This window comes from uncultured Gilliamella sp. (genome assembly GCA_945271295.1).
Taxonomy (GTDB): Bacteria; Pseudomonadota; Gammaproteobacteria; order Enterobacterales; family Orbaceae; genus Gilliamella.
Genome location: CALYPG010000021.1, coordinates 20428 through 36525 on the forward strand (window position 1 = coordinate 20428; position 16098 = coordinate 36525).

The window sequence follows — 16098 nt, forward strand, 5'->3', positions numbered from 1 at the left end:
CGAATTATTATAAGTAAATGTTAAAATTACGATTGTAATAGTGAAATGTCGGCTACTTTTAGAAATAAGTTTTGTAGTCTTTTCAATAATGCTAAACGGTTAAGTTTAATTTGTTCATTATCGACCATTACCATAACCGATACAAAAAATGCGTCAACCGGTACTTTAAGTGAAGACAGTTCAACTAATGCATCTTGATAGCGACTTTCATTGAAATATGGTTCAAGTTTATCTGTTAAGATAGCTACTTGTTTGGCTAATTCACCTTCTGCACCTGCTTCTAATAATGCTACATTAATTTTTTCAGGAACAGCTATTTCAGCTTTGGATAAAATATTGGATACTCGTTTATTCGCCTCTGCTAATGACGATGATTCAGGTAATGTTCTAAAAAAGGTGACCGCTTTAACACGAGCATCAAAATCAGCAGGCTTAGTAGGATTAAGTGCCAATACGGCTTGTATAGTATCAATAGCAAAACCTTGTTCTTGGTACCAAGCCCGAAAGCGACCTTGCATAAAACTAACTATATCTTGAATAACATTTTTGTTGTTGAGTTTATCACCATATAATGAAACAGCAAAATTAGATAATTCGGCAAGATCAAGTGGTAAGTTTTTTTCTACAATAATTCGTAAAACCCCAATTGCTGCTCGGCGCAGTGCAAAAGGATCTTTATCACCTTTTGGCGATTGTCCAATACCAAAAATACCCGCTAGAGTATCCATTTTTTCTGCAATAGATACGGCACAAGATACATAAGTGCTCGGTAGTTCATCACCTGAAAAGCGTGGTTTATATTGCTCCTCTATGGCAGTTGCTACCTCAATACCTTCGCCATCTTTAAGAGCTAAATATCGGCCAATAATGCCTTGTGTTTCAGGAAATTCAAATACAGTATTGGTGACTAAATCACATTTAGTGAGTTTCCCTGCTCGTTTTGCTTGCTCAATGTTAGCGCTAATTTTTTCAGCAATATAACCTGATAACGCTTCAATTCTAAGTGCTTTATCTTTAACCGTACCAAGCTGTTGTTGGAATAACACAGTTTCAAGACGAGGCAGGCGATCTTCTAAGCGTTGCTTTAAATCAGTTTTATAAAAAAACTCTGCATCAGCAAGGCGAGGACGAACTACTTTTTCATTACCCGAAATAACCACTTGTGGATCTTTGGACTCAATATTGGCAACAAAAATAAAATTAGGTAGTAATTTACCTTGTTTATCATAAACAGGGAAATATTTTTGATCGCCTTTCATGGTATAAACTAGTGATTCTGCTGGAACAGATAAAAAACGCTCTTCAAATTTGGCGGTTAAGACAACTGGCCATTCAACCAATGATGATACTTCTTCAAGTAAACTTTCGGTTAAATCTGCTTTACCATTAAGTTTTGCCGCCGCTTCTTCGGCCTGTTGTTTAATGATTGCTTTGCGCTTATCATAATCAGCAATGACTTTGCCACGTTGTTCTAAAATTTCCGGATATTGATCGGCATTATCAATGGAAAGTTGTTGTTCCCCCATAAAACGGTGCCCACGAATAATACGGTTTGATTCAATATCTAAAATTGTACCAGGCACAAGATCACTACCATATAACATCGTAACAGTATGACTTGGGCGAATAAATTCGACTTGGCGTGCAGCCCAACGCATTGGTTTTGGGATTGGCAGTTTACTTAATGCTGTTTTGACCATATCACATAAAAGATTAACAACAGGTTGACCTTTTTGATTGTGTGTATAAGACAACCATTCCCCTTTATCAGTTTGTATTCTTTCAGCTTGGGCTATAGTAATTCCACAACCGCGAGCCCAACCTTCAGCAGCTTTGGTTGGATTACCATTAGCATCAAAGGCAGCACTAACTGCTGGGCCACGCTTAACAATCTGACTATCTGGTTGTGTATCATTAAGGTTTAAAACTTTTAAAGCTAAACGTCGAGGAGAGGCGTACCAAAGTACTTCACCATGTTCAATATTGGCATTATTAAGTTGATCTATAAAATTAGTCGCAAAACTTTCAGCCAAGGTGCGGAGTGATTTCGGCGGTAACTCTTCTGTACCAATTTCCACTAAAAATGTTTTTTGCATAATATATTCTTTCCTACTTTGATACAGTTTCGTTTAAACATGAATTTTGACACATGGGGAATCCAAGTGCTTCACGAGATGCATAGTATGCTTCAGCCACCATTTTGGTTAATGCTCTTATGCGTAATATGTAGCGTTGCCTTTCAGTAACCGAAATTGCTTTACGCGCATCAAGTAAATTAAAACAATGTGCTGCTTTTAAGATACGTTCATAAGCAGGTAATGGCAGTGGTTTTTCTAATTCGAGTAATAGTTTGGCTTCTTTTTCATGTTGCTCAAAGCAATAGAATAAGAAATCAATATTGGCATATTCAAAATTATAAGTAGACTGTTCAACCTCATTTTGGTGAAATACATCACCATAAGTCGTTTTACCAAATGCGCCATCACTCCAAATTAAATCGTAAACACTATCCACGCCTTGGATATACATGGCAAGGCGTTCTAGACCATAAGTGATTTCACCAGTGACAGGTTTACACTCTAGTCCGCCTACTTGTTGAAAGTAAGTAAATTGTGTCACTTCCATACCATTTAACCAAACTTCCCAACCAAGCCCCCAAGCACCAAGAGTAGGGTTTTCCCAATTGTCTTCAACAAAACGAATATCGTTAATAGTTGGATCAAGTCCTAGTTCTTTTAGTGATCCTAAATAAAGCTCTTGGATGTTATCAGGTGACGGTTTCAAGATAACTTGGAATTGATAGTAATGTTGTAACCTGTTAGGATTTTCACCATAACGACCATCAGTAGGACGTCGAGAAGGTTGAACATAAGCGGCATTAATAGGTTCTGGCCCAAGTGCGCGTAAACAAGTCATAGGGTGGGATGTACCTGCACCAACTTCCATATCTAATGGCTGAATTACTGTACAACCTTGATTAGCCCAGTAATCTTGTAACGTAAGAATTAAACCTTGGAAGGTTTTGACATTAAACTTTTGCATGATGTTATCTTTGTGGTTGAGTTAGTTATTGCGATAAATTAAACAGTTTTATATTTTATACTTTTTATTGGTTATTGTGAAAGGACTAATCTTGTTATATTTCAATATTAATTGTTAAATTATTTAAAGTGGCTAATGTGTTTTGGTTTTGCAACTTTACCTATTTCTAGGTATAGTGGACTTATCTTTGCAGCTTGGTAATTAACTATAAATAAAACACCATGTCCACTTATCAAAAATTTTTAGTTATCTTTCTAATTGGATTATTAAATATTAATTTTATTTATGCTGATGATAATCAACAGCTTCAATCCTTGCGCCATTCCATTCAAGAACACGAAAATCGTCTAGCCCAGCAGAAAAAAGAACGTGAGCAGTTAGTCAATGCTCTCAAACAACAAGAAACTGAAATTGCCAAATTATTATCCTCAATTGAAAAAAATAATTTATCCTTAAAAAAGATTACTACAGAAATTAATAATTCGCTTAAACAAATAGATGAATTAACTATCAAGCAACAACAGCAACAGAATATTTTATCTAAACAATTGGAAAGTGCTTTTAAATTAGGAAAAATGTCCGGTGTAGAACTTATCTTTTCCGGTGAGCAACGTGAGCGCAATGAACGTATTATTACTTATTACAACTATATAAATGAAGCAAGACAACAACTAATTAATGCGCTTCGTGATACCCAATCACAACTCAATGATAAAAAAATTAGCTTGCAAAAAAAACAAATGTCTCAAAAAGAGTTGCAAAGTAAACAACAGCAAGTTTATGTTGGACTCGAAAAAAAACGTCAAGACCGCCAAAAGACCATTACTGCGCTTGAATCATCAATGCAGGAAAATCAACAAATATTGGCAGAACTTCGCGACAATGAAGTAAAACTTCAAGCGAAAATTGCGCAAGCAGAAAAAGAAAGTCGCCGTATAGCTGAAGAAGAAGCAAGGCAAGTAAAACATATAGAAGAAAAACAAAAAAATGCCAACTATACGCTTAATTCAGATGAACGTTCATTGATGGCGCGAGTGAGTGGAATAGGTCAACCACAACATCAATTTAATTGGCCGGTGAATGGTACAGTAGCCCATAAATTTGGGGAATCATTACAAGGAGAGCTTTACTGGAAAGGGATGGTGATAAATGCTAAAGATGGAACACAGGTTAAAGCAATAAAAAATGGACGAGTGTTATTAGCAAGTTGGCTGCAAGGTTACGGCTTTGTCGTTGTCCTTGAACATGGTAAAGGTGATATGAGCTTATATGGTTATAATCAGCGTGTATTGGTTGATGTTGGCGATAGTGTTCAAAGTGGTCAAGCAATTGCTTTAGTTGGATCTAGTGGTGGGCAAAATACGCCATCATTATACTTTGAAATCCGTCGTGATGGTAAAGCACTTGACCCGAGCGGGTGGTTAAAATGAGTAATCGTTTATTAATCACATTCATTGCGACTTTTTTTCTAATAAATATGCAAAATGTATGGGCTGCTAAATTGGCGTTAGTCATTGATGACTTTGGCTATCGCCAACACAATGAAGAACAGATTATTTCATTTTCATCAAATATAACCGTTGCCGTATTACCTCAATCTCCAAATGCTAAATATATTGCAACTTTAGCACATCAACATGGTAATGATGTCATTATTCATCTACCAATGGCGCCAATAAGTAAACAACCATTGGAGAAAGATACGCTTTTCCCTGATATGAATGAAAAAGAGGTTGAGCAAATTATTGTTAGTGCTATTGAACGAGTACCTTATGCTATAGGTGTCAATAATCATATGGGTAGTTTGATGACATCTAACTTAAATGGTATGCAACATGTTATGAAGGCGCTTAGCCCATATTCGATGTTTTTTTTAGATAGTAAAACTATTGGTAAAACCCAAGTAAAAAAAGCCGCAAGTTATTATAATATTCCTATTGTTGTACGAGATGTTTTTTTGGATGATGAACAAAATGAAAGCAAAATTGCCCATCAATTTGATTTAGCCGTGTTAACAGCGCGAAAAAATGGATATGCAATAGCTATTGGTCACCCACATCCACAAACAGTTAAGGTATTAAAACGTAAGTTAGCAAATTTACCTGCAGATATTGAATTAACCAAAGTTAGTGATCTAATTGCTTTGTTACCTTTATCAACAACACCACATAATATTACTTTAAAAGATATTATTGAAAAGTATAAAAAACTAATCAATGAAATATATCAATTTTATCGTTCAGATGAAAAATAACTATTTCTTCTCTAAGGTCCGATGACGAGTTTGCACTTGTTTGTCGCGGGTTCTGAATAACTCTGCTAAGCGTTCAGCAATAAAAACTGAACGATGTTGACCACCAGTACAACCAATAGCAATAGTTAAATAACTACGATTATTTTTTTCTAACATGGGTAACCATTGTTGTAAGTAATGGGCGGTTTGATAGATGAAATTGTTCACATCTGCTTGTTGAGATAAAAAATCTTTTACAGCTTGATCTAATCCTGTTAATGGTCGTAAATTAGTATCCCAATGAGGATTAGGTAAAAAGCGCACATCAAGTACAAAATCTGCATCTATAGGTAAACCATGTTTAAAACCAAATGATTCAAAAATGATGGTTAATTCCCGTTCTTTTTTACCTAAAATTCTAGTTCGTAAAATATCCGATAATTCATGAATGGACAAATTATCAGTATTAATGATTAAATCAGCGTGTGATTTAAGCGGTTCTAAATATTTTTCCTCAAGTTCTATGGCTTCTTCTAATGAAAATTGCTGGTTAGCTAATGGATGAGTTCTTCTCGTTTCACTATAACGACGAATTAAAATATCACGGCTACAATCAAAAAAAATCATTTCAGGAGCAATAGATTCAGGTAAACGTTGAATAATGTCCTGATTAAAATTAAATTTTTCGGGTAAATTTCGGATATCAATGCTGACAGCCACAGGGGTATTATTATCTTTTAATGAATCAGCTAATTGTGGTAATAAAGCCACAGGAATATTATCAACACAATAAAATCCCATATCTTCCAGTGCACGTAAAGCAATAGATTTTCCAGAGCCAGAACGGCCACTTACTATCATTAGAATCACAGTATTAACTCCAATATAATTAATTGATTTAGTATATACTCTTTGTTTCTAAAGATGCAATTTCAAGTAAACAAAATATTGCTAATTAAAATTGATAAATTAAAATTCAGTTTTAATTCTAGTTATCAATTGCTTAAGGGCTTGACCTCGGTGTGAAATCTGACTTTTGTGTTCTTTAGTCAGTTCAGCAGCGGTGCAACCTAGCTCTGGCACGTAAAAAAGTGGATCGTAACCAAAACCACCTTCACCATATTCCTCAGTTAAAATTATTCCATTCCATTTTCCTAAACAGATGATCGGAGTAGGATCTTTTTCGTGCCGCATAAATACAAGTGCACAATAAAAATAAGCAGTACGTTTTTCTTTTGGAATATTAGCTAATGCTTGTAGTAATTTTTTATTATTACTTTTATCATTACCATGCTCACCAGCATAGCGAGCGGAATAGATACCTGGTTCACCATCTAATTCATCAACGGCTAAGCCCGAATCGTCAGCAATAGTTGGTAGCCCGGTCAATTTTGCTGTATGTCTTGCTTTTAATATAGCATTTTCGACAAAGGTTAAACCGGTTTCATCTGCATCAGGTACATTAAATTCACTTTGCGCAATAATATTAAAACCTGCATCAACCAGTAATTTTTGCAATTCATTCACTTTACCAGGATTATTGGTTGCTAAAACAATTTTTTGCATTTTAATTTCCTTTATATAATTACTTGGTTATTTGTCATTGATAACTATTCGGGCTGAATTATTCTTATTAATTTTCTAAAAATCAGGTTCACAAATAAAAGTCATACTTTCTCCGGTTTTAGGATGATTAATAGTCAATAATTGCGCATGCAATAGTAATCTTTTTGACATCGAAAAAGCTTCATGATGCGCATAAAATTTATCGCCTAAAATTGGATGACCAATTGCTTGCATATGAACACGCAATTGATGAGAGCGGCCAGTAAATGGGAATAATTTAATTCTGGTAGTATTATCTGGATTACGTGTTAGAACTTGATATTCAGTTAATGCATGTTTGCCTTTTTCTAAATCAACCATTTGCCGAGGCCGATTAGGCCAATCACAAATTAAAGGTAATTCAATAGTACCAGTATCATGCTTAACATGTCCAAATACTACAGCTATATAATGTTTTTTAGGTATTCGTTCTCTAAATTGTTTTTTTATTTCTCGATCAGCCAATTTAGATAATGCGGCAACCATAATACCACTTGTGGCCATATCTAAACGATGAACAGATTCAACATAATTATATTTTTGCTGTAGCCGGTAAATGATACTATCAATAAACTGAGGTTTATTACCTGACACAGATAAGATCCCTGGTTGTTTGTTAACAACAACAATATGATCATCTTGATATAAAATAGAAAGCCAAGGATTAATGGGCGGATGATATTCCAAAAGCATTGATGTGTGACAATTTGTAAACGAAAATTGCCACACATTTTAACAAAACCAACAAAAAGTGCCAGTCTTATGAAAAACTTACTTACTCTAGATTGCCTTTTTATTAGATGAAAATAGTTGCGAAATAAGAACGGCTAAACCAACAATTAAATAGCAAGCAAAGATTATAATCATCCATTGTGACATTTCGATGGTTAAAAATGACCACTGTTTTTCAGCGCAAGTACCATAAGCATTAAACATACCAGGAAACCATTCATTTAATGATAACCATGATGGAAATTGTACATTAATAGAACAGGTGTCACCGAGTTTTGGTTCAAATTGTAACTGGGCTTGGAAAGTAGCCAAATTAAAACCTTTGAATGCACTAAATAACCAAACTAAAATGGCTATTACTCGCAACATAATATTGTTAGGGGCAGTAAAGCCAATAACACTGGCGAAAAATATCCCCAAAAGTGCACAACGCTGATAAATGCAAAGTGTACAAGGAGCAAGGCCTAAACCATGTTGAAAATATAAGGCTATGCTTTCAAAAATAACGGTGGAAAGTAAAAGTAAAAACCAAGCGCATTTTCCTTTTGAGTAATGATTGAGTAATAATAACATACTATTTTATTCTCCCGTATTCCGTTATAATCTTTATCTTTAACTATTATGAAAATGAACTATCTTTTTATTAGTAGTGTAGTTTATTTTACAATAATGTAAACGACTTTTAATTATTGATAGCGGATAACTCATCTTATATGAACCAAAACGCGCCACAAACAAAATTACAGGTTTCATTTGTTACTATTTCTGAGGAAAATGCGACGCAACGAATCGACAACTTTTTGATTACACATCTAAAAGGTGTGCCTAAAAGTATGATTTATCGAATATTAAGAAAAGGTGAAGTGCGAGTTAATAAAAAAAGGGTTAAACCTGAGTATAAATTAAATACTGGGGATGAAATTCGAATTCCACCTATTCGAATTGCTGAAAAAGCGGCACCTGAAATCTCAAGTAAGCTCAATAAAGTTGCTGAACTTGAAACCACCATTATTTATGAAGATGATGTTATTTTAGCGATTAACAAGCCTTCAGGTATCGCTGTACATGGTGGTAGTGGCCTTAGTTTTGGTGTGATTGAAGGTTTACGAGCACTAAGACCTGAAGCAAAGTTTTTGGAATTGGTACATAGAATTGATCGAGAAACATCAGGCATTTTATTAATTGCCAAAAAACGTTCTGCACTAAAATCATTACATGAGCAACTGCGACTCAAACAAATGCAAAAAAGTTATTTGGCATTAGTGAAAGGTAATTGGCCTTCAGAGTGCAAAGTAATACAAGCACCACTGCTTAAAAATGTATTAAAAAGTGGTGAACGTGTTGTCAAAGTTGATAAAGAAGGCAAACCTTCAGAAACTCGCTTCAAAGTTGAGGAACGCTTTAATTTTGCAACACTGATTAAAGCTAGTCCAGTTACTGGTCGAACGCATCAAATTCGAGTTCATACCCAATATGCTAATCACCCGATTGCCTTTGATGATCGTTATGGGGATAGTCAATTTGATGCCTTGTTAATGAAAACTAAACTTAATCGACTGTTTTTACATGCTGCCAAGGTAAAATTTATTCATCCTAAAACTATGCAAGAGATGCAATTAGTTGCACCGTTGGATAAAATTTTACAAGCTTGTTTAACCGAAATTAGAAATCATAAATATCAACAGATAGACTTTTAAATAAAAAGGTAGTCAGCACAAATGAAAGATCTTAATTTATACTTAATTAGACATGGACAAACGGAATGGAACATTAAAGATCAGATGCAAGGGTCACAAAACTCACCATTAACAGAAGAAGGAATTTTAGGTGCTAAAATAACAGGGAAACACTTAAAGAATATTCCATTTATGCAAGCATATTCAAGTACTCAACAGCGAGCCATGGAAACTCGAGATTATATTGTACAAGAACATAATATGGCAATTCCTACTTTGGAATTGGCTGATTTGTGTGAAATGGATTTTGGTATTTGGGAAGGTAAACCCGTGCCATTACTTAAAAAAGAATTCCCCGAATTTACTTATTATTTAACTGATCCTGCTAAGTTTGATGCTTCAGTAAATAAAGGTGAAAACTACTTAGATGTACTTACTCGTATGAAGCGAGGTTTAAATACGATTATTCAAAATGCTCCGCAAGATAATGGTAATATTTTAGTGGTTTCTCATGGCACGGTTTTACGGTTATTACTTTGTGTATTAAATGGGGGGGATTGGCGTTTTCATCGAGAAGAAGACTATTTTCCGCGGATGCTAAACACCAGTATTAGTGTTGTTAACTATCAACAAACTAATGATCAGTCAGACGGAAAATTCACGGTTAAGTTCTACAATAGTGTGGATCACTTGACTAACAAATAATAAAGCCACTATCTATAATTATCTTTTCGGTAAGTGCAAATTTGCACCAACCGAAAAAATTTTATTTAACCTGATAATTATCGTTTATATGCTGCATAGCGCTTTTGTAATTGCTGCAACTGTTTTATTCTTGCATCAATTCTTGATACCATTGTTTGGTTGCCTCGCGTTTGATTTTTCGCATTTTGCAGTAATTGAATTGATTGTTGAAACTGACCTTGTAATGCAATCAACTCAGCACGAGCAGTCATTTCTTGGGCTCTGGAATGTACCCCACCATATGCAGTGATGAGTAATTCCCAGCCATTTGTGTCATCATTATTACTATAGGTGTATCGGTGCAATAAACTAATCGCTTGTTGATAATTTTTATTCTTCACATAAGCATTAGCTAAATTTAATTGCAATGCTGAGCTATTAGGTGTCTTTTTCAAAGCCGTTTGTAAACGATTAATTGCTATGCTGTTATTATTCATTTCTAAATCAATATCAGTCATTAAATCAATGTACCAAATATTATCCGGATCACTATCCAATAAAGGTTGTAGTTGCTGTTTAGCTTTTTGGTAATTGCCATTACGATAGTCAATTAATGCAAGACAGTAAACAAGAGCAATTTTAGATTGTTCATTATTAAGTTTCTTATACTCTTCAATTAACAAATGGGCAGTGTTTTTATTTTTACCTAGAAAAATTGCTAATCGTGCCTTAGCTAAATAATAATTGAGAGATGGAATGACATTTTTTTTGCTATATTGCAACGAACGATTGCGAATATCAGTTAAGCGACTATTTGGTAAAGGGTGGGTAAGTAAAATTTCCGGTTGTTCACTTGAAAAACGCGTTTGGTCGGCTAACTTTTGTAAAAATTCGGAGAAAGCATAAGGATTAAATCCTGCTTTTGCTAGTGTTCGTAAACCAACACGATCGGCTTCTTGTTCATTACTTTGAGTGAAGCTAATCATACTTTGTGTTGAACCAGCCATAGTACTTGTAATGGCGGCCATTCCTGCTTCGGGATTTGCCAATGTTAATAAAAGTGAGCCTAATGTCGCTCCCCAAACATAAGGGCTATTACGATTTTGAGCTTCCATTCTTCTAGCTAAATGGCGTTGAGTAACGTGGCCAATTTCGTGTGCCATAACCGAAGCTAATTGGCTTTCATTATCCGTGTCTAAAATAAGTTTAGAGTGAATAACAACATTACCACCAAAAAAAGCAAACGCATTAAGTATATCACTTTGCATGATGTAAAAATGAAAAGGTGTTTTTACCGATTCGGATTTTGAGACTAATTTTTTACCTAAATCATTTATATATTGATTTAATACTGGATCATTAATGATAGGTGCATCGGCTCGTAGCATTCGCATATAATAATCACCCATTTCCATCTCTTGCCCAATGCTTAATGTTGAAGCTGCAGCTGTTCCAATATCTGGAAGGGTAATATTATCAGCGTAAACTATAAAAGAATTTTGCAATAGTAATAAGGTTGAGATTACAAGAGCGACTGCTTTTTTTAACATTATTTCATCCAATTGAGATAAAATTCAGGTATCATTATTCTAGCCTAAAAATGACACAATATCACTTTGAATTTATAATCAAATTATCAAAATTAAATGTTAAGAAAAAGCCATCTTTATATTTTATAATAATAAATTTGAGTTAGTTGCAATAATTTACCGAAATGTGTTATTCAAATACAGCGATTTTGATTTTTTCAATATCGACATTTTCAATATATTTAACGATATTTGGATAAACATTATAGTGATGACCAAATTCAGGTGTCATTAACTCATTTATGGCTTGTTCTTTAGTCCAATTTTGAAAAACTAAACGATACAATGCAATAGTTACGCCTGTACGATCGCTACCGTGCCAGCAATGAATCAATACTGGTTTGGGTGATTTATCAATAGTTTTAAGGATTTCAATCATTTTTTCGTCTGTGATTTTTCCTGCTCGCAATTTAATCCAGACTTCTGAAATTCCCGTATCTTTAATTTCATCTTGGTCACTGTGCCATAATCGCAAATTAACAACAGTTTTAAATCCTAACTTATCCAGATATTGCATCTGTTTGAGTGAAGGCTGCTCAGATCTATATACATCACTTGAAATTTTATGGAAATTATCGGGTAACATATTATCCACATTTGGATTAATTTGTGATTGACAACTACTTATCAGGAGTAACATACACAACAATAAAAAGCTAGCAATTGTAGCTACTTTATCATAGTGATAAGGCTTCAATTGTTGTGTAGTGTGTTGCACTAGTATTAATCACCAAAATCTAAGTATTTATTTAATATTACAGCGATTTTTAATGAATTCAATAATATTATCGGCTTTAACCATTTCTTTATCTCCACCAGCACGATGTTTATATTCAACTTCACCATTATCCAGATTACGTTCACCAATGACAATTGTATGTGGAATACCAATAAGTTCAGCATCAGCGAACATTACACCTGGGCGTTCTTTGCGATCATCAAATAACACCTCAATTCCTGCCGCTTGTAAATCAATGTAGAGTTTTTCTGCTGTAGCTTGTACTTTTTGGGATTTATGCATGTTCATTGGAATAATCACTACACTAAATGGTGCAATAGCTTCCGGCCAAACAATACCACGTTCGTCATGACATTGTTCAATTGCCGCTGCCACAATTCGGCTTACGCCAATACCGTAGCATCCCATAATCATTACATGATTTTGTCCATCTTCACCTTGAACTGTTGCTTTCATTGCTTCAGAGTATTTGGTTCCAAGTTGGAAAATATGGCCAACTTCAATACCCCGTTTGATTTGTAAAGTCCCTTTGCCATCAGGACTAATATCGCCTTCAACTACATTACGAATATCTTCAACGCGTGGTAAGGTTACATCTCGTTGCCAATTGATATTGAAATAATGTTTGTGATCGATATTCGCACCGGCACTAAAGTCGCTCATTACAGCCACATCACGATCAATAATAATTGGCATATCTAAATTAACTGGGCCTAACGATCCTGGTCCAGCATTCACTAGCGATCGAATCTCTTCTTCAGTAGCAAATTCAAGTGGTGAAGCGACAATATCAATTTTTTCGGCTTTGATTTCGTTCAAAGTATGATCGCCACGCACTAATAAAGCAACCAATTGATGACCACTTTCTTTGCTAGCTTTGACCATTAACGTTTTAACTGTTTTTTCAATTGGTAAATTGAATTGTTCCACTAATTCATCAATGGTTTTAGCATTTGGTGTATTAACTAACTCCATTTCTTTAGTCGGTGCTAAACGTTTTTGCGTTGGCGCTAATGCTTGTGCCATTTCGATATTGGCGGCATAGTCAGATTCAGTTGAAAAGACAATATCATCTTCACCACTCTCAGCCAATACTTGGAACTCATGTGACCAATTGCCACCGATCGAACCTGTATCAGCGCGAACAGCCCTAAAATTTAAGCCAGCACGCGTAAAAATCGCACTATAGGCCTTATACATGTCATCATAGGTTTGTTGTAATGATGCTTGCGAGGTATGAAATGAATAAGCATCTTTCATAATAAATTCACGCGATCGCATGACACCAAAACGCGGACGGACTTCATCACGGAATTTAGTTTGAATTTGATAGATATTAAGTGGTAATTGTTTATAAGAACTGACTTCGTTACGAAGTAGATCGGTGATCACTTCTTCATGGGTTGGACCTAAGACAAAATCACGATCGCCACGATCTTTAATACGTAATAGCTCTGGACCATATTGTTCCCAACGACCGCTTTCTTGCCAAATGTCAGCGGGTTGAACAACAGGCATTAATATTTCAATAGCTCCAGCTTTGTTCATTTCTTGGCGAACAATATTTTCAACTTTTTTTAGTACCCGATAACCAGTGGGAAGCCAAGTATATAAACCCGCTGCGACTTTGCGGATCATTCCCGCACGTAACATTAATTGGTGACTGATCACCTCAGCATCAGCTGGGGTTTCTTTTAAAGTAGAAAGAAGATATTTACTGGTTCGCATGAATTTATCCCGAAAAAATATTAAACTTACTTATATAATACAAAATGCTGATTAGTTTAGCAGTACCTAACGCAACACTAAAGCAATTTTATTGGTAATTGTTGTGATCTTTAAAGATTAATTGTAAATTGGCTAATAAAAAAAAGGAATATCAAACAAATATGAAAAAACTAAAGTCTCATCATCTGGTGTGTATTATCGTTACGCTGATGTTACTGTATTATCCAATTAAAATCGCCAAATATTATTTAATGGATCTCAGTTATGATGAGATTTTAGATATTGGTTGGCGAACTGATGGCTGTAATAAAAATGACTATCCGAATTATAAGGATAAAGAGTGTCCTTGTGGTGGAGGGTTGCTAGATCCCAGTGAAAGTACGATTAATAAAGACGGATTAATGTATATAGGTGATAAACTTATAGGTAAGGTAACGTTGAAAGAAAAACCAAGTTTTTTTTCAATGGGTGAGATTTTGACTGGTGGCGAATTAGAAATTCAGGATTTGGACACTGGGATTATCTGTTATTATGATTCGGTTCTGGATTAACCTATATTCAAAGCTTGATTCTGCCTGGGTAGCACCATAATATACCCGCCGTTATTCATATAATTTTGTTCATTATCATACAAAATAAAATACATAAGTTTAAAGGGAAAATATGGGTTCGGTTTTTGACATATTTAAAATAGGTATTGGTCCTTCAAGTTCGCATACTGTTGGTCCAATGAAAGCAGGTAAGGCGTTTATTGATCAACTTATTGATGATGGTTATATGCAGTCAGTAACTAAAATTATTGCGGATATTTATGGTTCGTTATCACTTACAGGTAAAGGACATCATACCGATCTTGCAATTATTATGGGGCTTACAGGCGAAAAACCAGATACAGTTAATATTGATCAGATTCCTGTAGTGATTGAAAATATGAATCGTAGTCACCATTTATCTATCTACAATGGCCGTTATACTGTTGATTTTGAACCAGATAGCATTGTTTTTCATTCTTCATTTTTGCCTTTACATGAAAATGGTATGACATTAACAGCTTATCAAGGTGAGAAAGTGCTTTTTAGCAAAACATATTATTCGGTAGGCGGGGGTAAAATTGTTGATGAAGCTTTGTTTGGGCAACAAGAGCAACATTTAGATAAATTACCATTTCCTTTTGTTTCTGCTGAACAATTACTTCATTATTGTAATGATAATTCGTTGTCTATTTCCAGCATAATGTTAAAAAATGAATTACAACTGCATAGTCATGATGAGATCATAAGTTATTTTTCCACAGTCGGGCAAACGATGTTAGATTGTATTAAACGCGGCATGTTAACTGAAGGGTTATTGCCAGGAGCGCTCAAAGTACCTCGTCGAGCTAATGCACTTTATCGACAGTTATCAACTAGTAAAAATAATAATGATCCTATGATTATTATCGATTGGATCAACATGTTTGCATTTGCAGTCAGTGAAGAAAATGCGGCAGGTGGACGTGTTGTTACGGCTCCCACTAATGGCGCTTGTGGTATTATTCCTGCTGTACTTGCTTATTATGACAAATTTATCGATCCTGTTACTCCTGAAATTTATATCCAATTCTTTTTAACCTGCGGAGCAATTGGCTTGTTATATCAAAATAATGCCTCGATTTCGGGTGCTGAAGTTGGTTGTCAAGGAGAAGTTGGTGTTGCTTGCTCTATGGCCGCGGCAGGTTTAGCCGAGTTACTTGGTGGTAGCCCTGAGCAAGTTTGTATGGCGGCTGAGATTGCGATGGAACACAATTTAGGTTTGACTTGCGATCCGGTTGATGGTCAAGTACAAGTTCCTTGTATTGAACGAAATGCGATAGCAGCAGTAAAGGCCATTAACGCAACACGTATGGCACTAAGGCGAACAAGCGCGGCTATTGTTTCACTTGATAAAGTTATTGAGACTATGTACGAAACAGGTAAAGACATGAATGCGAAATATCGTGAAACTTCTCGTGGAGGATTAGCCATTACCGTACATTGTAGTTAATATTGGGTAAATATAATATTATAACTATTGGTCTAGCTTGCGACTTTA

15 protein-coding genes are annotated in these 16098 nt (G+C 35.0%); 6 read left to right on the top strand and 9 right to left on the bottom strand.

Annotation, left to right across the window (positions count from 1 at the left end):
* Window positions 1-26: 26 nt before the first annotated feature.
* Window positions 27-2099: a glycine--tRNA ligase subunit beta gene (glyS, locus tag Q0K76_RS10085; RefSeq protein WP_363322467.1), complete on the bottom strand. Its 2073-nt coding sequence runs from the start codon at window positions 2097-2099 to the stop codon at window positions 27-29.
* 10 nt (window positions 2100-2109) lie between these two features.
* The gene (gene glyQ, locus Q0K76_RS10090; RefSeq protein WP_294615236.1) at window positions 2110-3042 is read right to left on the bottom strand and encodes a glycine--tRNA ligase subunit alpha; all 933 of its coding nucleotides are present in this window, start codon (window positions 3040-3042) and stop codon (window positions 2110-2112) included.
* A 221-nt stretch (window positions 3043-3263) separates the two neighbouring features.
* On the opposite strand from glyQ, the gene envC reads away from it, so the two are divergent.
* On the top strand, window positions 3264-4472 hold the full coding sequence (gene envC / locus Q0K76_RS10095) for a murein hydrolase activator EnvC (RefSeq protein ID WP_294615240.1): 1209 nt from the start codon (window positions 3264-3266) through the stop codon (window positions 4470-4472).
* Window positions 4469-5296 carry a divergent polysaccharide deacetylase family protein gene (locus Q0K76_RS10100; protein ID WP_294615243.1) on the top strand — a complete coding sequence of 276 codons (828 nt, stop codon included), beginning with the start codon at window positions 4469-4471 and terminating at the stop codon, window positions 5294-5296. Before envC ends, Q0K76_RS10100 begins: the two co-directional genes overlap by 4 nt.
* Here Q0K76_RS10100 and rapZ read toward each other — a convergent pair whose 3' ends face one another.
* The 4 genes from rapZ to dsbB form a co-directional block, all read right to left on the bottom strand.
* Window positions 5297-6145, bottom strand: a complete 849-nt coding sequence (rapZ, locus tag Q0K76_RS10105; RefSeq protein WP_363322466.1) for an RNase adapter RapZ — start codon at window positions 6143-6145, stop codon at window positions 5297-5299.
* Between the two features lie 99 nt (window positions 6146-6244).
* Window positions 6245-6841 carry an XTP/dITP diphosphatase gene (locus Q0K76_RS10110; RefSeq protein ID WP_294615246.1) on the bottom strand — a complete coding sequence of 199 codons (597 nt, stop codon included), beginning with the start codon at window positions 6839-6841 and terminating at the stop codon, window positions 6245-6247.
* A 75-nt stretch (window positions 6842-6916) separates the two neighbouring features.
* Window positions 6917-7573 carry a bifunctional tRNA pseudouridine(32) synthase/23S rRNA pseudouridine(746) synthase RluA gene (rluA, locus tag Q0K76_RS10115; RefSeq protein WP_294615249.1) on the bottom strand — a complete coding sequence of 219 codons (657 nt, stop codon included), beginning with the start codon at window positions 7571-7573 and terminating at the stop codon, window positions 6917-6919.
* An 87-nt stretch (window positions 7574-7660) separates the two neighbouring features.
* Window positions 7661-8185 carry a disulfide bond formation protein DsbB gene (gene dsbB / locus Q0K76_RS10120; protein WP_294615252.1) on the bottom strand — a complete coding sequence of 175 codons (525 nt, stop codon included), beginning with the start codon at window positions 8183-8185 and terminating at the stop codon, window positions 7661-7663.
* 140 nt (window positions 8186-8325) lie between these two features.
* On the opposite strand from dsbB, the gene rluC reads away from it, so the two are divergent.
* Together rluC and Q0K76_RS10130 are read left to right on the top strand one after the other, a co-directional pair.
* A complete protein-coding gene (gene rluC, locus Q0K76_RS10125) occupies window positions 8326-9309 on the top strand; it encodes a 23S rRNA pseudouridine(955/2504/2580) synthase RluC (RefSeq protein ID WP_294615255.1) in 984 nt (327 codons plus the stop codon).
* 21 nt (window positions 9310-9330) lie between these two features.
* Entirely contained in the window at window positions 9331-9993 is a 663-nt protein-coding gene (locus Q0K76_RS10130) for a histidine phosphatase family protein (protein ID WP_294615257.1), read from the top strand.
* A gap of 77 nt (window positions 9994-10070) precedes the next feature.
* Here Q0K76_RS10130 and Q0K76_RS10135 read toward each other — a convergent pair whose 3' ends face one another.
* The 3 genes from Q0K76_RS10135 to proS form a co-directional block, all read right to left on the bottom strand.
* The gene (locus Q0K76_RS10135; protein ID WP_294615260.1) at window positions 10071-11522 is read right to left on the bottom strand and encodes a M48 family metalloprotease; all 1452 of its coding nucleotides are present in this window, start codon (window positions 11520-11522) and stop codon (window positions 10071-10073) included.
* Between the two features lie 169 nt (window positions 11523-11691).
* On the bottom strand, window positions 11692-12279 hold the full coding sequence (locus Q0K76_RS10140; RefSeq protein WP_294615263.1) for a dual specificity protein phosphatase family protein: 588 nt from the start codon (window positions 12277-12279) through the stop codon (window positions 11692-11694).
* A 27-nt stretch (window positions 12280-12306) separates the two neighbouring features.
* Complete coding sequence (gene proS, locus Q0K76_RS10145; RefSeq protein WP_294615267.1) at window positions 12307-14028, bottom strand: proline--tRNA ligase; 1722 nt, start codon at window positions 14026-14028, stop codon at window positions 12307-12309.
* A 161-nt stretch (window positions 14029-14189) separates the two neighbouring features.
* Between proS and Q0K76_RS10150 the strand changes: the two genes are divergently transcribed.
* Entirely contained in the window at window positions 14190-14579 is a 390-nt protein-coding gene (locus tag Q0K76_RS10150) for a hypothetical protein (protein ID WP_294615270.1), read from the top strand.
* A gap of 112 nt (window positions 14580-14691) precedes the next feature.
* On the top strand, window positions 14692-16050 hold the full coding sequence (locus tag Q0K76_RS10155; RefSeq protein ID WP_294615273.1) for an L-serine ammonia-lyase: 1359 nt from the start codon (window positions 14692-14694) through the stop codon (window positions 16048-16050).
* Window positions 16051-16098: the final 48 nt, after the last annotated feature.